Source organism: Flavobacterium anhuiense, from assembly GCF_900101855.1.
Lineage (GTDB): Bacteria > Bacteroidota > Bacteroidia > Flavobacteriales > Flavobacteriaceae > Flavobacterium > Flavobacterium anhuiense.
The window spans coordinates 304,925-321,335 of sequence record NZ_FMVC01000002.1 but is presented as its reverse complement, the minus strand read 5'-3'; the positions used below and the strand labels follow the sequence as shown (position 1 = coordinate 321,335).

At 33.1% G+C, this 16,411-nt stretch carries 17 protein-coding genes and 2 pseudogenes; 4 read left to right on the top strand and 15 right to left on the bottom strand.

Features of this window, described 5'->3' with window-relative positions; genetic code table 11:
* Positions 1 to 2 precede the first annotated feature (2 nt).
* The 5 genes from BLP44_RS05915 to BLP44_RS05895 form a co-directional block, all read right to left on the bottom strand.
* Complete coding sequence (locus BLP44_RS05915; RefSeq protein ID WP_091130508.1) at positions 3 to 341, bottom strand: type II toxin-antitoxin system RelE/ParE family toxin; 339 nt, start codon at positions 339 to 341, stop codon at positions 3 to 5.
* 165 nt (positions 342 to 506) lie between these two features.
* On the bottom strand, positions 507 to 1,151 hold the full coding sequence (locus BLP44_RS05910; RefSeq protein ID WP_091130504.1) for an alpha/beta hydrolase: 645 nt from the start codon (positions 1,149 to 1,151) through the stop codon (positions 507 to 509).
* Positions 1,152 to 1,289: 138 nt separating this feature from the next.
* Positions 1,290 to 1,616, bottom strand: a complete 327-nt coding sequence (locus BLP44_RS05905) for a hypothetical protein (RefSeq protein ID WP_091130500.1) — start codon at positions 1,614 to 1,616, stop codon at positions 1,290 to 1,292.
* 4 nt (positions 1,617 to 1,620) lie between these two features.
* On the bottom strand, positions 1,621 to 2,871 hold the full coding sequence (locus BLP44_RS05900; RefSeq protein WP_091130496.1) for a dihydroorotase: 1,251 nt from the start codon (positions 2,869 to 2,871) through the stop codon (positions 1,621 to 1,623).
* Between the two features lie 65 nt (positions 2,872 to 2,936).
* Positions 2,937 to 4,865 (bottom strand): vWA domain-containing protein, encoded by a 1,929-nt coding sequence (locus tag BLP44_RS05895; protein WP_091130492.1) that lies wholly within the window; start codon positions 4,863 to 4,865, stop codon positions 2,937 to 2,939.
* A gap of 250 nt (positions 4,866 to 5,115) precedes the next feature.
* Here BLP44_RS05895 and BLP44_RS05890 point away from each other — a divergent pair, with 250 nt between their 5' ends.
* Positions 5,116 to 6,228, top strand: a complete 1,113-nt coding sequence (locus tag BLP44_RS05890) for a lactonase family protein (protein WP_091130488.1) — start codon at positions 5,116 to 5,118, stop codon at positions 6,226 to 6,228.
* A 118-nt stretch (positions 6,229 to 6,346) separates the two neighbouring features.
* Here the strand turns inward: BLP44_RS05890 and BLP44_RS05885 are convergent, their stop codons facing one another.
* From BLP44_RS05885 to BLP44_RS23250, 4 genes and pseudogenes are all read right to left on the bottom strand, one after another.
* A complete protein-coding gene (locus BLP44_RS05885) occupies positions 6,347 to 7,693 on the bottom strand; it encodes a DEAD/DEAH box helicase (RefSeq protein WP_008462547.1) in 1,347 nt (448 codons plus the stop codon).
* A 192-nt stretch (positions 7,694 to 7,885) separates the two neighbouring features.
* Complete coding sequence (locus BLP44_RS05880) at positions 7,886 to 8,650, bottom strand: TIGR02757 family protein (protein ID WP_091130486.1); 765 nt, start codon at positions 8,648 to 8,650, stop codon at positions 7,886 to 7,888.
* Between the two features lie 117 nt (positions 8,651 to 8,767).
* A pseudogene (locus BLP44_RS23255) lies at positions 8,768 to 9,217 on the bottom strand (ABC transporter ATP-binding protein); the annotation flags it as partial.
* A 216-nt stretch (positions 9,218 to 9,433) separates the two neighbouring features.
* A pseudogene (locus tag BLP44_RS23250) lies at positions 9,434 to 9,646 on the bottom strand (ATP-binding cassette domain-containing protein); the annotation flags it as partial.
* 125 nt (positions 9,647 to 9,771) lie between these two features.
* Here BLP44_RS23250 and BLP44_RS05870 point away from each other — a divergent pair.
* Both BLP44_RS05870 and BLP44_RS05865 read left to right on the top strand, forming a co-directional pair.
* A complete protein-coding gene (locus BLP44_RS05870) occupies positions 9,772 to 10,488 on the top strand; it encodes a phosphodiester glycosidase family protein (protein WP_091130479.1) in 717 nt (238 codons plus the stop codon).
* A gap of 89 nt (positions 10,489 to 10,577) precedes the next feature.
* Positions 10,578 to 10,874: a hypothetical protein gene (locus BLP44_RS05865; protein ID WP_091130476.1), complete on the top strand. Its 297-nt coding sequence runs from the start codon at positions 10,578 to 10,580 to the stop codon at positions 10,872 to 10,874.
* Here BLP44_RS05865 and BLP44_RS05860 read toward each other — a convergent pair.
* The 6 genes from BLP44_RS05860 to BLP44_RS05835 form a co-directional block, all read right to left on the bottom strand.
* The gene (locus BLP44_RS05860; protein ID WP_091130472.1) at positions 10,871 to 11,173 is read right to left on the bottom strand and encodes a DUF6787 family protein; all 303 of its coding nucleotides are present in this window, start codon (positions 11,171 to 11,173) and stop codon (positions 10,871 to 10,873) included. The two genes, BLP44_RS05865 and BLP44_RS05860, sit on opposite strands and share 4 nt — an antisense overlap.
* A 30-nt stretch (positions 11,174 to 11,203) precedes the next feature.
* Positions 11,204 to 11,644: a DUF6146 family protein gene (locus tag BLP44_RS05855; RefSeq protein ID WP_008462552.1), complete on the bottom strand. Its 441-nt coding sequence runs from the start codon at positions 11,642 to 11,644 to the stop codon at positions 11,204 to 11,206.
* Between the two features lie 201 nt (positions 11,645 to 11,845).
* Complete coding sequence (locus tag BLP44_RS05850; protein WP_091130469.1) at positions 11,846 to 12,409, bottom strand: DUF937 domain-containing protein; 564 nt, start codon at positions 12,407 to 12,409, stop codon at positions 11,846 to 11,848.
* Positions 12,410 to 12,511: 102 nt separating this feature from the next.
* Entirely contained in the window at positions 12,512 to 13,462 is a 951-nt protein-coding gene (locus tag BLP44_RS05845) for a D-2-hydroxyacid dehydrogenase (RefSeq protein ID WP_066032250.1), read from the bottom strand.
* Between the two features lie 143 nt (positions 13,463 to 13,605).
* Entirely contained in the window at positions 13,606 to 14,676 is a 1,071-nt protein-coding gene (gene serC / locus BLP44_RS05840) for a 3-phosphoserine/phosphohydroxythreonine transaminase (protein ID WP_066032249.1), read from the bottom strand.
* Positions 14,677 to 14,769: 93 nt separating this feature from the next.
* Positions 14,770 to 15,843, bottom strand: a complete 1,074-nt coding sequence (locus BLP44_RS05835; RefSeq protein WP_091130465.1) for an acyl-CoA reductase — start codon at positions 15,841 to 15,843, stop codon at positions 14,770 to 14,772.
* A gap of 193 nt (positions 15,844 to 16,036) precedes the next feature.
* Here BLP44_RS05835 and BLP44_RS05830 point away from each other — a divergent pair, with 193 nt between their 5' ends.
* Complete coding sequence (locus BLP44_RS05830; RefSeq protein ID WP_008462559.1) at positions 16,037 to 16,387, top strand: 4Fe-4S dicluster domain-containing protein; 351 nt, start codon at positions 16,037 to 16,039, stop codon at positions 16,385 to 16,387.
* Positions 16,388 to 16,411 lie beyond the last annotated feature (24 nt).

The window sequence follows — 16,411 nt, the reverse complement described above, 5'->3', positions numbered from 1 at the left end:
ATTTAATCTTTATCTTTAAAATATTCTAATCTCAGTTTTTGCGCTTTTAATATTTCTTTCTCGGGCACTTTGCCTTGCTTTTTTATAAAGCCATGTGTAGAAATTACTAAAGTATTTTGTGTATTGGTTTTGTCCCAAAAAGCAAATAATCGATAATGATTTCCTTGATATAAAGTTCGAAACTCCCAAATGTCATTATTTAACTTTTTAAAAAGTTCAGGGTCATTTTTTGTTTGCGATTTTCTAATGTTATAAAGTATTTTTTCTGAATGTTTTGCTTTTAAATTTCTAAGAAAATCAAAAACCTCTTCTAGAAAAATTATATCAAAATTTTTTTCCATTCTCTTACTATTACAAAAATACCCAAAAGTTTCCTTTTAAAGAAACTTTTGGGTATTTAATTATTTTTATCTTTATTAAACTACGTTAGTTTGTTAAGACGAAAATACAATATATAATTTGCAAAACGACAAAAAAAGTAAGTTTTTTCTTTGTTTTTTAATGAGTTATAAAGTTAACCAATTCTTGAAATCAAAGAAATTCTGAGGAGCAACTCCATGTCCAACAGGATATTCCTTGTACGTAAGCGGAATATTAAGTTTTTCTAAAGCGGCAGGTGTTTTTCTTGCCCATTCAATTGGAATAACTTGATCTACAGTTCCGTGTGAAGCGAAGAATTTTAAGTTTTTGAAATCATTGTTTTCAAAACCTTCTTTGATGATTTCTTCGTTGAAATAACCGCTCATTGCGACAACTCTCTGAATTTTTTCAGGATAAGAAAGTGCCGTTGCATAACTTAAAATTGAACCTTGACTAAATCCAATTAACGTTACGTTGTTCGCATCAATTGGATAATTTGCCACTAATTCATCAATAAACTTTGAAATTAAATCTCTTGAAGTTTTGGCTTGTTCGTTATCTGAAAATTTATTTTGATCTGCATCAAAGTTGATGGCATACCAAGCATAAGCGCCATATTGTAAATCGTAAGGGGCTCTTGCAGAAATGATATAATAATTATCTGGAAGTTCAGAAGCAAAAGAGAATAAATCGGCTTCGTTGCTGCCGTATCCGTGCAATAAAAGCAATAAAGGATTTTTATCTAAAATTACTTTTGGTTCTCTGATTTTATATTCTAAGGATAGATTCATTTTTTAATTATGAATTGTAAGTTGTGAATTGTAAATTTTTAGTCTCAGTCTCAGTCGCGGTTTTCAATTCTTAACTTTGACAAAAGTTTTGACGTTTTTAGTTTAGAATTTGGTGCTTAAAAATTGGAAATTTAAAAATTAACCAATTTTTTTAAACCATTTTTGAAATAAATTTCCAACTAAAGGAATAGGTCTCATTTGTCCTTGAATGGCGTTAAAAATACCGAAAGTCCATAAAATTGAAATGCAGATCCACATTGGGAAAGTAATGAAGAAACTATCGAAATTACTAATGATTGCACCCAAAGAAATAAAGGTTAAAGACAATCCTAAAGATTGGCGGATATGAAAGGAAGCAAAACTATTTTTGTTCTCAGAATTCATGCTCATGGCGATTAAAACACCAATAATTAGAATATAGCTAGTTATAGCAATTGATTTTCCTTCTTCGACTGAATTATTCATTTTATTATTTTGTAACTAATTGATTTTGATTGAAAATCCCGTAAACAGAACCTTTAAGTTCAGTTCCTAAAAAAGCAGAATTTTTTGATTTTGAGAGAATATTTTCTTTCATAAAAGTTGATTTCCCTTCTGTGGTAAACAAAGTTAAATTTGCTTTTGCACCTTCTTTGATTGTAAGATCTTCAAGACCAAAAACATTTCTCGTAGCAGTTAATTTTGAAACAACCGTTTCCACAGGTAAAACCGTTAGTAAAGCACCAAAAGCACTTTCTAATCCGATAGTTCCATTTTTGGCAGTATCAAACTCCATTTTCTTGAATTCGATATCAATCGGATTGTGATCTGAAGTAATCATGTCGATAGTTCCGTCAGCTATTCCGTTTAGTAAAGCTTGTCGGTCAACCTCAGTTCTTAATGGAGGCGTCACTTTAAAACGAGTGTCAAATCCATCCAGTTTTTCATCCGTTAAAACCAAATGATGCACCGAAACACTTGCAGTAACGTTTAAGCCTTTTGCTTTAGCTTCTCTAATTAATTCAACCGATTTTGCTGTAGAAATAGTCGGAATGTGAAGTTTTCCACCAGTATATTCCAATAAAAATAAATTTCTCGAGATTTGAAGTTCTTCAGCTAAGTTTGGAATTCCTTTTAAACCTAATCTTGTTGAAACAATTCCTTCATTTGCAACACCATTTCCTTTAATGTTAGGATCTTGAGAATATGCAATTACCAATCCGTCAAAATCTTGTACATATTGCAAAGCAATTTTTAGAATGTTAGCATTGTCAATGCTTTTGTTGTAATCTCCAAAAGCTATCGCTCCAGAATTTTTCATATCAAAAAGCTCCGCCATATCTTTTCCTTCGCTGGCTTTTGTTAAAGCACCAATCGGAAAAATTTCTGTAGCAGAACCATTTGCTTTGCTTTTTACAAAATTTACCTGAGATTGATTGTCAATAATTGGTAACGAATTTGGCTGTAATGCAATTGCCGTAAAACCGCTTTTGGCTGCAACATTCAATCCGTTTGCAATGGTTTCTCTGTCTTCGTAACCAGGCTCTCCCAACGAGACACTGCTGTCAAACCATCCTTGAGAAACATGAAGATTATCAAATCGTACCACTTCTGCGTCATCGTTTGGAAGTGAAACGCCTATTTTTTCTATTACACCATCTGCAATTAAAAGATCAACGGTCTGATTGTGAAACGGACTTTTTGAGTCGATAATTTTGGCGCTTTTGATGATTAGTTTCATATGTAGATATTTTTTGTCGTAAAATGATTTTTGTAAAAAGTAAGACGTTTTAGAAAACGAGAAACCTATTTTACAAATTTTATGATTGCCATTTCTAATGCTAAAAATAACAGTGCAAAGATAACAAACCATTTCCAAATTTGGCTGTCGGTTCGTTCAGTTTGTAACGTATTGAAAATGGTCGAAATCGTATCGGCAGTTTTGAAATCAGAAACTACATTGGTGTTTACTTGGCTTAAATCGCTTTCGGTTCTTTTGTAATTGAAACTGATGTTTTCTACCCATTCTTTTTTGTCAAAAACACTGTAATTTCCTGCTGTTTCAGGAAAATCATTAAAGGTTAATTTGACTTTATTGTTTAAAATCTGCTGAACGGGTATAAACGAATCTTCTGTTCCTTTTACTTCCAAAATAGCATCTTTAGTCAAAAGAACATCAACAAAATAAGGTTGATTGTTTCCTATTGTTAAAGCATTTACGCCAGTTTTCTGATTGTTTTGAGCAATTTTATAAAACAATGGGACAATTAAAGGCGATTGCTGAAAATTAGAATTGGCACTATTAATCGGAGCTGTAAAAACCGTAACTCCAGAAACCTGATTTTGAACGGCGGTTACAAAAGCAGTCTGGTCTTCAAACGAAAGAACAGCAGGATATGAACTCGACACGGCAAACGAACTGTTTACTTTTGGGTATTGGAAATTGGTTATTTTGTTTTCGAAAACGCCTGAAAAAAGAGGATGATCAAAATTAATTTTAGTGATTAATTTACTGTTGGTTTCTAAATTTCCGAATTGAATTTTTCCAAAATTACCCAATAAAGCGTTTAAACTTGAAAGAGAAGTTTTCTCGGATGGAATCACAACTAAATTTCCTCCTTTAGAAACAAAAGCCTTTAAAGTGGTTTGTAATGCTTGCGGAATATCAACCAGTTCATTTAAAATAATAGTATTTTGTTTTTCTAAACTATTATAATCTAAAGAACCGATTGGATAATTGTTATAATTGAATTCTGCAAAAGTGTAAATTCTGGATAAAAAATTGCTTTTTTCAGGTTCACCAATGCTGATAACGTTTGTTTTTTTATTTTTTGAAATGCTGAAAAACAATTTATTATCATAAGTTAAACCATTGTCTTCAATTGTTACATATCCATGAAAAGCTTCTTTTGGAATCGTGAAATTGATTTTCTTTTTCTTGGCGTCGAAATTGACAATAGTTTTGGCAATCAGTTTATTTTGATTGTAAAGTGCTGTTGAAACTGGTTTAAAATCTTCGCCATAAGCTGATAGATTAATTCCGATTTCGTAGAAGTTTTCTAAAGTCTGATTGATGTAAACGCTGTCTATTGAGACATTGTTTTTTTGCTCCGCTTCTGGAACAATAAAGTATGGTTTTTCTTCGAAATCTATATTTTGAATAGCTGCTTCCTTTAAACCGACAGCATCAGTAATAATGACAATATCTTTTTTATGAGCCGATTTATGAGTTTTTATTTTAGCTGTAATTGCTGAAAGGTCAAAAGGAGAAGCGCTGTATTTTAAATTTTGTAAAGCACTTCTAGAAGATTTTATATCCGTATTCCAAAAATTTTCAGTGTTGGTTAAAAGTGAAAATTGTGTGTTTTCTGGAGTGTTTTCAAGCAATTCCTGTACGGCTCTTTTTAATAATTCTCCTTTTTTGCCTTTTGCCTGCATGCTGAAAGAATTATCCAGTACAATATACATCTCATTTGAAGCGTTCTTACTGTCGGCTGCTTCAAAAAAAGGCTGTGCAAAGGCGATAATGGCACAGATAAGCAATAATAAACGAGTGGCCAATAAAAGGCGTTTTTTGATTTTAGAACTCTTACGAGTCTGTATAGCAAGTTCTTTTAAGAAGCGTACATTGGTAAAATAGGAAGTTTTGAATCGTCTTAATTGAAATAAGTGTACCAAAATTGGAACGATCAATAAAAACAGAAAGTATAGAATTTCGGGATGTTTAAAATGCATTCTGGCTTCGATTTACTTCACTACGTTTTGTTTTTCGCGAAGATGCTGGTCAAAAATACAAATTAAAATTATTAAACCATATAAGTAGGAGAATTATGAATTGTTAATTGTCAATTATGAATTGAAAATGTTTTGACTAGCAAGAAAACTATCAAAAAATGTAACTTTTGTAATTTCTTTGTAACTTAGAAGCTCCTTCAAACAAATATTATTACTTATTTTAGCTAATTCACAAAAACAAAAATAAACTATGAAAAAAATGTATCTAGTGTTATTTTCAGCTTTATCAATAACCGCGGTTAGAGCTCAGAATAAATTCAACTTACTGGTTGGAACTTACACCAATACTTGCCAAAGCAACGGAATCTATGTGTATGAATTTGATGCTACAACAGGTGATTATAAATTAAAAAGTTCTTCAGAGAATGTTGTTAGTCCGAGCTATTTATCAGTTTCTGCAGATAATAAATTTATTTATGCTGTAAACGAAAACGGGGCGCAAAGTACAGTAAGTTCTTTTTCATATGATTCGCAAACAGGCAAAATCAATCTTTTAAATAAAAATGATTCTTTTGGAGCAGATCCTTGCCATTTAATTAATGATGATAAAAATGTAATTGCTGCCAATTATTCTGGTGGAAGCATGGTTGTTTTTAAGAAAAATCCAGATGGAAGCATTACAGAAAAACAACAACTTATTCAACATGAAGGAAAAGGACCAAATGCAGCTCGTCAGGAAAAGGCGCATGTGCACATGGTTATGTTTTCTCCAGACAAAAAGTTTGTTTTATCAAATGATTTAGGTTTAGATAAAGTGTTTATTTATAAATACAACCCAACTTCAAAAAATGAAATTCTGACTTTAAAAGGTAGTGTTGATGTAAAACCGGGAAGCGGACCAAGACACTTAACTTTCAGTAAAGACGGAAAATTTGTGTATTTAGTTCAGGAATTGGATGGGACTTTAACAACACTAAGCTGGGATAAAACTGGAAGTTTAAAAGTAGTTGCTGAAACAAGCATTCTTCCAAAAGACTTTAAAGGCGGAACGGGTGCAGCTGCAATCAAAATTTCACCTGATGGAAATTTTTTATACGTTTCAGACCGTGTTGATGCAAATGCTATTTCGGTTTACAAAATCTCTAAAACAGGAAGTCTGGAATTAGTAGAACAGCAAAGCACATTAGGAAAAGGTCCACGTGATTTTGCAATTGATCCAACAGGAAATTACCTTTTAGTAGGCCATCAATATACTAATGATATAGTTATTTTTAAAAGAGATATAGCAACAGGAAAGATTGTAGATACTGGCAGAAGAATACAGTTGTGTTCGCCAGTGGGATTGTTGTTTACGAAAATATAGAGAAAAGTTGCTAAGGTTCTAAGATAAAAAAAGGGTAAAGATTTATTTAAATCTTTACCCTTTTCATATTTTATAGAAAAAAACTTAGAAACTTAGTAGCTTAGTATCTAAAAAACACTTATTTTTTTTTCTTCTTCTCGTTTCTTGTCTTCAACATATTTCGATTAACCGAACCATGTGTTTTCTTTTTGGTTTTTGAAGGACCTCCAAGATTGACTTTCTGGTTCTTTTTAGATTTTTCGTGAAAAGCGCCTTCGCCTTCCAGCTTCGGTTTTTTCAATAAAAACTTTCTTGGTAATTTATCTTTTTCAGCTTCAATAAGTTTTTCTGAAATTTCAACTTCTTCAGGAAAATCAGCTATTTCAAGCTCTTGATCCATTAAAAGTTCCGTTGCTATTTTGAATTCTTCTTCTCTAGGAGTAACAAAACTAATGGCTGTTCCTGTTGCATCTGCACGACCTGTACGGCCAATTCTGTGCATGTACAATTCAGGTTCTTCTGGAAGTTCGAAGTTAATTACGTGTGTAATGTTAGAAATGTCCAAACCTCTTGCCATAACATCGGTTGTAATTAAACCGCGAAGATTTCCTTCTTGAAACTCAGCCATTGTACTCAAACGATAATTTTGAGATTTGTTGGAGTGAATCACACCAAATTGCCCGTCAAAAAGTTCATCAATGCGATTGAAAAGCATATCTGAAATCTTTTTGTTGTTTACGAAAACCAAAATACGGCTCATGCTTTCATCGGTTTCCAATAAATGTTTCAACAGATTTACTTTTGTATTGAAATTTGGAACATTATAAGTAAGCTGCGTAATTTTCTCAAGAGGCGTTCCTGATGGTGCTAATGTCACTTCTTCAGGAAAATCAAAATAATCATTTAATAAATCATCAACTTCGTCTGTCATCGTTGCAGAGAACAGAATGTTTTGACGTTTAGGTTTCATCATCGCAAAAAGCGAAGTCAGCTGTGGTCTGAAACCTAAATTCAGCATTTCGTCAAACTCGTCGATAACCAGTTTTTGTGTTTCGTCAAAACGAACAACAGCATCAAGAGCTAAATCCATTGTACGTCCAGGAGTTCCAACTAAAATGTCAACCCCTTCGTAAACGGCTTTTTTCTGTGTATTGATGTTTACGCCTCCATAAATCCCTAAAGTTTTAACCGACATATATTTCGTCAGTTTTTCTACTTCTTCAACCACTTGAACTACTAATTCGCGTGTTGGAACTAGAATTACAATTTTTGGCGTATTGGTATGAGTGAATTTATAAAGCTTTAAAAGAGGTAATAAATAAGCAAATGTTTTACCGGTTCCCGTTTGTGCAATTCCCATCATATCACGTCCAGACATGATTACAGAAAAAGATTTTTCTTGAATAGGAGTAGGCGTAACAAATCCTAATTCGTCAACTGCTTTTTGTAATGATTTTGGAAGATTAAATTTTTCGAAAGTGCTCATTTGCTTTAAATTTTGTGCAAATGTACGTTAAATTCGTGGTTTTTTGTTGAATTTGTAATTTTTGATATTGTATTGCCACTTTGAATGTCACTCTGGGCGATCCCGAGGCTTCGGGAGAAGAGAGCAACGATTGGAGCATGGGCTTCGACTCCGCTCAGCCTGACGGTTGTATATTTTTAGATTTTTAAAAGATTAAAAACCTTCAAAAACTCCTAATCCAAACAAAGCAAAATCATATTTTACAGGATCTTTTGCATCCATTTCTCTTAATTTGGTATCTAATTCCAATAAAGCTTTTGCATCATTTTGCTTACGCGAAAGAATTCCCAGTTTGCGCGCTACATTTCCAGAATGAACGTCTAGCGGACAAGATAAAACAGAGGGTGAAATGCTTTTCCAGATTCCTAAATCGACTCCTTTTGCATCTTGGCGCACCATCCATCTCAAATACATGTTGATTCTCTTGGCTGCTGAATTGTTGAGCGGATCTGAAATGTGTTTCTGAGTTCGAGCTAAATGATCTGTTTCAAAAAATATCTTTTTGAATTCGCTGATGCTTTTCTGCAAACTGTCTTTTTCTTGATTTTTGGCAAAAACAGATTCTAGTCCGTTGTGGTTTTGGTAGATATGTTTTAAGCCTTTTATAAAACCTGCAAAATCATTTCCATTGAAAGTTCTGTGGACAAAAGTTTCAAGTCTTGCTAAATCTTCATCAGAATGCGACATGACGAAATCGTAAGGTGTGTTGCCCATTAATTCCATCATTTTTTGCGAATTCTTAATGATCATTTTACGGTTTCCCCAAGCAATAGAAGCGCTAAGAAAACCAGCGATTTCGATATCTTCTTTTTGGGTAAAAAGATGCGGAATCTGAACAGGATCGCTTTCTATAAAATCCTGATTGTTATATTGAATGACTTTTTCGTCTAGAAATTCTTTGAGTTCTTTTTGGTTCATTTTAATGAAATCTTCTTATGTATACGAGACCCTAGCCCTGATGGGAGGGAAAATCCTTTTGTGCCGGGGTTCGGCATAAAAGATTGGAAGGACAGTAGGAAATAGCTACTGATTATTTTAATTGCTAATCTGACCGTCAACCATAACTAATTTTCTATCAGCCATATTGGCCAATTCTTCGTTATGAGTTACAATAACAAAAGTTTGTCCGAATTCATCTCTCAGCTGAAAAAATAGCTGATGCAGGTTTTCTGCAGAATGTGTGTCCAGATTTCCCGAAGGTTCATCGGCAAAAATAACATCAGGTTTATTGATTAAAGCTCTCGCAACCGCTACACGCTGCTGTTCTCCGCCCGAAAGTTCGCTAGGTTTATGATTGATTCTATGCGAAAGTCCGAGATAAGAAAGGAGTTTTTTTGCTTCTTCTTCGGTTTCGGCTGTTTTTTTACCTGCAATGTGAGCCGGAATACAAACGTTTTCTAAGGCTGTAAATTCAGGCAAAAGCTGGTGAAATTGAAAAATGAATCCGAGATTTAAGTTTCTAAAATCGGATAAAACTTTGTCTTGTCTGCTTTTCTTTTTAAAGTAGCGATTATAGTAAAATAATAATAGTAAGGTCGGAGTGAGGATTACTGCCCATGTGCCGTAACCGAAAATATCGTTTTCTATTTTACTTCTAAAAAACAATAGAAATACTGCTAATAAAACAAAATAAAGTGTTCCCAACCAAGTAATGATTTTAAAAGCTTTTTCTTGATTTGAACTTTCGTTTTTAATATTTTGGAGCTCTAAAACGTTTTTACCATTAATGGTCAGAGATGAATCTGGATTATGGTCTGGTTTATCAAGAGTTCCTAAAATCTGCAATAATGTCGTTTTACCAGCGCCTGAAGCGCCAACGATAGAAACAATTTCACCTTTTTTGATATGTAGATCGACTCCTTTTAGAACTTCAAGTTTGTCGTAGAATTTATGTATGTTTTTTGCGTGTATCATGTACTGAAACTGTTTTTACAAAGAAACGAAGATTCTACCGATATAAAAATTGCTTCTAACAGAATTTTATGAAGTTAAAAGCGTTGTGTATTTTTATCTATCGTTTAAACACAATATTAAAAAGAATGAAACTAAAAATAATTCTGTTTTTATTTATAATGATCGGCACAGTTGCTCTAATTGGTGCTGTTCAGTATTCAGGTGATACATTTTTGGTTTATAAAGTTGATCTGAAAAAACAGAATCTAGAGATGTTTTGGAAAGATGCAAAGGGAAACCGTTTTGGAAGTATAGAAAAATTAAGGTCTTGGGTTGAAAAAAAGAAATTGAAACTAGAATTTGCAATGAATGCTGGAATGTATAAACCAGATAATTCTCCTCAGGGACTTTATATTGAAAACGAAAAGATATTGAGTCCTTTAGATACAGCAAAAGCGTTAGGGAATTTCTATCTAAAACCAAATGGAGTTTTTTACATTTCAACAAATAAAATTGCAAACATTTGTACAACAGAAAAGTTTCGTAGCGATAGTAAAATAAAATATGCAACACAATCTGGTCCAATGTTGATTATTGACGGAAAAATTCATCCAGATTTTAAAGAAGAATCTAAAAATGTAAATATTAGAAATGGAGTTGGGATTTTGCCTGACGGTAAAGTGGTTTTTGTATTATCAAAGAAGGACGTCAATTTTTATGATTTTGCATATTATTTTAAAAGTTTAGGGTGCAAAAATGCTCTATATCTTGACGGATTTGTGTCTCGAGCTTACATTCCTTCAGAAAAGTGGATTCAGACTGATGGAAATTTTGGCGCTTTATTTGCTGTTACTAGAAAATAAATGGGAATTTAGAAATTAAATTTTATAAATAAATAATATTGGTTTAATAGATAATTTTTAATTTCGATTAACTTAAAAGTGAATGTGTTATGCAAGATTTAGAAGTGGTAGAAGATAACAGAATGTCAAAATTAATCATCGGATTGGTTTTGGATGGAATTGGTATGATTTCTTTCTCGATTCCGTTTTTGGGTGAGTTCTCTGATGTAATCTGGGCGCCTATTGCAGGCGTAATTATGGCGAGAATGTATAAAGGAAGAGTAGGGAAGGTTGCCGGAGTTTTGACTTTTCTAGAAGAAATTATTCCGTTTACAGATGTTATTCCTTCTTTTACTTTGACATGGATTTATACTTATTTTTTTCAGGGAAGAAAAACCGCAGTTTAATCTTTAAATAAAAATCGAAGTCCCATGTTTTTAAGCATCTTCTTTTCGAAGTTCCAAAAGAATTTAAATTGCCCAAAAACAGTTCCTATAGCAACCAATAAAACCTGATAAATTGGGAAGATAATAATAAGACGAATAAGCGTAAACCAACCTCCGAAATCTTCTTTGGTAATTCCTAGCCAAACGCAGAAAGGTTTAGACAGCCAAGCAGATGCCGATCCTGTGATGGCAAAAACGATAAATATAATAACGGCTTGTAAATTTGAGGTAATACCCCAGCGTTTTTTTAATCTGTCCATACTATTTGTAATGATTACAAATATAGTATATTATCTTGAAGGAACGTTACCCCAAAGCTTTTGTTTGTAAGTATTTTGGAAATAAATCATGTAATTGTAAATTAGGTAATTTACTTCATAGCCATAATGAATGTCAGGACGATAGTTAATTGACATTTCGTATAAATTCGGATTGTAACGCTGCGGCTGTAAGACACGATTATTCCATTCGGTTACATACAAATAGTTTTTATTTTCAAGATATTGTAATGAATAATAATTTCTTGGATAAGCTCTTGATGCAAGCCAAGTGCTAAATCCATTATCGATAATTATTACTTCATATTCAAGAGAGTCGTTTGCAATTCTAACAGTATCACTTATTTTTTTACTTGATGTAGATGCAGTATTAGCGCTCGCAATATTCTGCGAAGTTGTAGAACATGCAACAATTATAAGTAAAACAATTAATATGGAAATACATTTTTTCATATTATAAATTTACGAATATTTTTTCAGGTTAAAAGAGGCAAAGGCTCAAAGTAACAAAGGTTTAACATTCTTTTGAAGTTTCTAAGGTGCTAAGCTTCTAAGCTTTATTTTTGGTTGTGTGCATAAAAGTTAAAAGCTGTTTGCGAACCAAACAGCTTTAAAAACTTAGTATCTTAGAGACTTAGAGTCTTAGTGTCTTAACTATTTACTTCCAAAAAGTTTTCCAATAAAACCTGCAATTCCTCCTTTGCTTTTGGTTACAACAAGAACATCTGCCACATCAACTTTTCCGTCGTTGTTTTGGTCAAGTCCAAATTGCATTCCGTATTTAGAAATGGTATCCATTATTCCAGAAGCTTGTCCGCTGTTACCAGAAATGGAATTTATAATATCTGAAATTTGAAAACTGCTATCGTTTGGATCTTTTGCTTTATTGATTAAAGAGCCTAATATCTGTGGAATTAAATTGGAAGCAACTCCATTTGAATCTGCACTGCTTAAACCAAATTTTTCTCCAAGACTTCCGCTTAATTGCTGTTGGATTTGCTGAACAACAGGATTTGAACTGTCTATTGGAGAATTTCCATTAAATAATCCGGCAATCTGATCTGTGTTTCCCTCAGAAACAATCTTTTTTAATCCTTCAAAAATAGAATTGCTTGTTTCGCTTATTACGGCGTCATTATGTTCATTTGGGACAGCGCTATTGTTTACCACAGCATCGCCTCCGTATTGCTGCACTAATTGGGTTAATTGTTCAAACATGATATTTAGGGTTTAGATTATCAATCAAATTTAAACAAAAAAAGAAAGGGATTTATTAAACTGTGTTAATAAATCCCTTCTATGTAATTTAAATATAGTTAATTAGCTTAACAAAGTAATGATTTGTGATGCTAATTCTGTACCAATTCTATCTTGTGCTTCTCCTGTCGCAGCTCCAATATGAGGAGTTAATGAAATCTTAGAATGCATTAAAATTGCCATTTCTGGTTTTGGTTCGCTTTCGAAAACATCTAAGCCAGCAAAAGCAACTTTTCCTGAATCTAAAGCTTTTACTAAAGCTACTTCATCAATAACACCACCACGAGCACAGTTTACGATTCCAACACCGTCTTTCATGATGGCAAGTTCTTTTTCTCCAATGATGTATCCATCTTGAGCAGGAACGTGCAATGTGATGAAATCTGCTTCTTTAAATAAAGACTCTAAAGATTGAGAAACAATTGTAGTTGTGATTGACTGTCCGTCGAAAAATTCAACTTTTACATCAACTTGAGGAATAAAGCTATCTGCAGCGATCACTTTCATTCCAAGACCAAGAGCCATTTTTGCAGTAGCTTGCCCGATACGGCCAATACCAACAATACCTAAAGTTTTTCCTCTTAATTCAGTTCCGTTAGCGTATGCTTTTTTCAAACCTTCGAAGTTTGAATCTCCTTCAAGAGGCATATTTCTGTTAGAATCATGTAAAAAACGTACACCAGAAAATAAGTGTCCGAATACCAATTCCGCAACAGACTCAGAAGATGAAGCAGGGGTATTAATTACATGGATTCCTTTACTTTTTGCGTAGTCCACATCGATATTGTCCATACCAACACCACCACGACCGATGATTTTGATGCCAGGACATGCATCGATGATATCTTTACGAACTTTAGTCGCACTACGAACTAAAATTACGTCAATGTTGTTTTCATTTATATAGTTAGCTACTTGTTCTTGAGCTACTTTTGTAGTGATAACTTCAAAACCGCCTTTTTCTAAGGCTAGAATTCCACTTTTAGAAATTCCGTCATTTGCTAATACTTTCATTGTTGTGTTTATTGTTTGTTTGGTTCATCGTTTAATTGTTTAATCGATAACCAACTATTTGATTTTTCTTTTTTTGATATTTTAAAGCAAGTGTTTTTTGACGATTAAACAGTTAAACAAATTAACGATTAACCGAAAAAAAATTAAACTTTAGTTTCTAATGCTTTCATTACGTCAACTAAAACCTGAACGCTTTCAATTGGCATAGCGTTGTAGATTGAAGCTCTGTAACCTCCTACAGAACGGTGTCCAGGTAATCCTGAAATTCCTGCTTCTTTCCATAAAGCATCAAAAGTTGCAGTATGATCAGGGTTTGTCAATAAGAAAGTTACGTTCATATTTGAACGGTCTTCTACTTTTGCAGCGCCTTTAAATAATGGGTTTCTGTCGATTTCAGCGTAAAGTAATTCTGCTTTTGCGTTGTTTAATTTTTCAACAGCAGCAATTCCGCCTTTTTCTTTAATCCATTGTAAAGTTAAAAGAGACACATAAACAGCAAATACAGATGGAGTATTGTACATACTTTCTGCCTTGATGTGTTTGCTATAATCTAGCATGCTAGGAATTGTTCTTCCGTTTTTGCCTAAGATTTCTTCCTTAACTACCACTAATGTAGTTCCAGCAGGTCCCATATTTTTTTGAGCTCCAGCATAGATTAAATCGAATTTAGAAAAATCTAATTCGCGTGAAAAAATATCAGAACTCATATCGCATACAACAGGAATATTTGTTGATGGGAATTCTTTCATTTGAGTTCCAAAGATGGTATTGTTACTTGTGCAGTGGAAATAATCAGCATCAGCTGGGATTTCGTAACCTTTTGGAACATAAGTATAATTGTCTTCTTTTGACGAAGCTACGACAACAGTTTCACCGAAAAGTTTAGCTTCTTTGATCGCCGCAGTTGCCCACGTACCTGAATCTAAATAAGCTGCTTTTCCGTTTTCTTTCATTAGGTTGTATGGTGCCATTAAGAAAGCTGTACTTGCACCACCTTGTAAAAATAAAGCTTGATAACCTTTTCCTTGAAGTCCTAATAATTCTAAAGCAAGGGAACGAGCTTCCTCCATAACTGCAACGAAATCTTTGCTTCGGTGCGAGATTTCAAGGATAGATAACCCTGAATCATTAAAATTTAAAATTGCTTTTGATGCCTTCTCAAAAACTTCCTGAGGTAAAATACTTGGTCCTGCGCTGTAGTTGTGTTTTTTCATGGTTGTTGTTAATAGTCGAAAATTTTAAAGACGCAAATTTCGGTAATAAGAGCCGAAAAAGCGTTAAAATATTCGAAATAATTAAACAATTTATTACTTTGTTGTTAACAAAAACGTTATAGTATCGACATTATCTGCGTAATCCCACAATTGAGGTTTTTGGGTTTCTCCAAATGCAATACTGTTTGGGGTTAAATTATTGCTTACAATACATTGAATTTGATCTGTGTCTTCCTGAAGACGTTTTTCTAGCTCATCAAGGTTTTCGTAGTATTCATAAAAAACGCTCGAAATTGGCGAAGCATAGCTCGAATCTTCTTTTAAAGTCAAGAATCCGTTATCTAATAATTTGAAATTGCTCATTAAAAATACAGCTTTATTATAATCGTAATTATTAGCGTATTTCTCATAGTGAATAACGTCTTGATATTTGAACATTGCTTGAAAAAATGCATCAAAAGAATAGTTTTTCGGTACATAAAGTTTAGAAACATTTCGGCATCCTAAACCAAAATATCTAAAAATATCTTCGCCAAGAGCTTCTAAATCTTCATTGGTTTCTTTTCCTGTTAAAATCGCTGCCGAATTTCTGTTTTTACGAATAATTGACGGTTTGTCTTTAAAATAATATTCGAAATAACGAGAAGTATTATTGCTTCCAGTTGCAATTACAGCATCGAAGTTTTCCAGTTTCCCTTCTACAAAAGTGATGCTGTCTTTTAGGTTTTCATCAACAGCAATTAAATATTTAGCCAAAAAGGGCAATAAATGCTGATCATTTGATGAAGTTTTGATTAAAGCTTTATTTCCTGTTATTAAAACTGATAAAAAGTCATGAAAACCTACCAAAGGTATATTTCCAGCTAAAATCAAAGCAACAGTTTTTCCATTTTTATCATCCTGAGCGGAGTCGAAGGAATAAGCAGAAAGCCATTTGTCAATGTTTTCTTTTGTTAGCGCTTCTGCCCAAGATTGTATCGAGAAATATACTTGTTCTGGAGTATACCATCCATTATGAGATTGTGAAAGGCGAATTAGATTTTCGAAATCTTCAAAAAAGATGTCGTTATATAAAACGTCAGATTTTTGCATAGAACCGTTTTCAGAAAACTGACTTAAAAATTTTCCTAATTCAACAAAAACACTTTTTTTTGTTTCTAATGTCATAATGTTTGTTTATGAATTGTTTTGATTGTAATTTTGCACAAAAATAAGCATAATTAAGTCGAAAGACAAAAGTGGAAAGTCGAAAGTCCTAAGTTGAAAAGACTTTAATATTTTTACTTTAAATACTTTCAAACTTTATGACAGATTTTATGGCTTTATACTTTGTGACTTTTAAACTTTAAGACTAAAAAAGATGGCAATTATTATAACTGACGAATGCATCAATTGTGGGGCTTGCGAACCAGAGTGCCCAAATACAGCAATATATGAAGGAGCAGATGATTGGAGATATAAAGACGGAACAAGTCTTTCTGGAAAAATTGTATTACCTGACGGAACTGAAGTTGACGCAGATGATGCGCAGACTCCAATTTCTGACGAAATCTATTATATAGTACCAGGAAAATGTACAGAATGTAAAGGTTTTCACGATGAGCCGCAATGTGCTGCTGTTTGTCCTGTTGACTGTTGCGTTCCTGATGATAATCATGTTGAAGACGAAGAAACTTTATTGCAGAGACAAGCATTTTTGCATGCTGAATAATTTTTCTTTGTATTTAAAATATAG

Coding starts and splice junctions, on each gene's coding strand:
- BLP44_RS05915 (WP_091130508.1), bottom strand. CDS start 341: ATGGAAAAAAATTTTGATATAATTTTTCTAGAAGAGGTTTTTGATTTT.
- BLP44_RS05910 (WP_091130504.1), bottom strand. CDS start 1,151: ATGAATCTATCCTTAGAATATAAAATCAGAGAACCAAAAGTAATTTTA.
- BLP44_RS05905 (WP_091130500.1), bottom strand. CDS start 1,616: ATGAATAATTCAGTCGAAGAAGGAAAATCAATTGCTATAACTAGCTAT.
- BLP44_RS05900 (WP_091130496.1), bottom strand. CDS start 2,871: ATGAAACTAATCATCAAAAGCGCCAAAATTATCGACTCAAAAAGTCCG.
- BLP44_RS05895 (WP_091130492.1), bottom strand. CDS start 4,865: ATGCATTTTAAACATCCCGAAATTCTATACTTTCTGTTTTTATTGATC.
- BLP44_RS05890 (WP_091130488.1), top strand. CDS start 5,116: ATGAAAAAAATGTATCTAGTGTTATTTTCAGCTTTATCAATAACCGCG.
- BLP44_RS05885 (WP_008462547.1), bottom strand. CDS start 7,693: ATGAGCACTTTCGAAAAATTTAATCTTCCAAAATCATTACAAAAAGCA.
- BLP44_RS05880 (WP_091130486.1), bottom strand. CDS start 8,650: ATGAACCAAAAAGAACTCAAAGAATTTCTAGACGAAAAAGTCATTCAA.
- BLP44_RS05870 (WP_091130479.1), top strand. CDS start 9,772: ATGAAACTAAAAATAATTCTGTTTTTATTTATAATGATCGGCACAGTT.
- BLP44_RS05865 (WP_091130476.1), top strand. CDS start 10,578: ATGCAAGATTTAGAAGTGGTAGAAGATAACAGAATGTCAAAATTAATC.
- BLP44_RS05860 (WP_091130472.1), bottom strand. CDS start 11,173: ATGGACAGATTAAAAAAACGCTGGGGTATTACCTCAAATTTACAAGCC.
- BLP44_RS05855 (WP_008462552.1), bottom strand. CDS start 11,644: ATGAAAAAATGTATTTCCATATTAATTGTTTTACTTATAATTGTTGCA.
- BLP44_RS05850 (WP_091130469.1), bottom strand. CDS start 12,409: ATGTTTGAACAATTAACCCAATTAGTGCAGCAATACGGAGGCGATGCT.
- BLP44_RS05845 (WP_066032250.1), bottom strand. CDS start 13,462: ATGAAAGTATTAGCAAATGACGGAATTTCTAAAAGTGGAATTCTAGCC.
- serC (WP_066032249.1), bottom strand. CDS start 14,676: ATGAAAAAACACAACTACAGCGCAGGACCAAGTATTTTACCTCAGGAA.
- BLP44_RS05835 (WP_091130465.1), bottom strand. CDS start 15,843: ATGACATTAGAAACAAAAAAAAGTGTTTTTGTTGAATTAGGAAAATTT.
- BLP44_RS05830 (WP_008462559.1), top strand. CDS start 16,037: ATGGCAATTATTATAACTGACGAATGCATCAATTGTGGGGCTTGCGAA.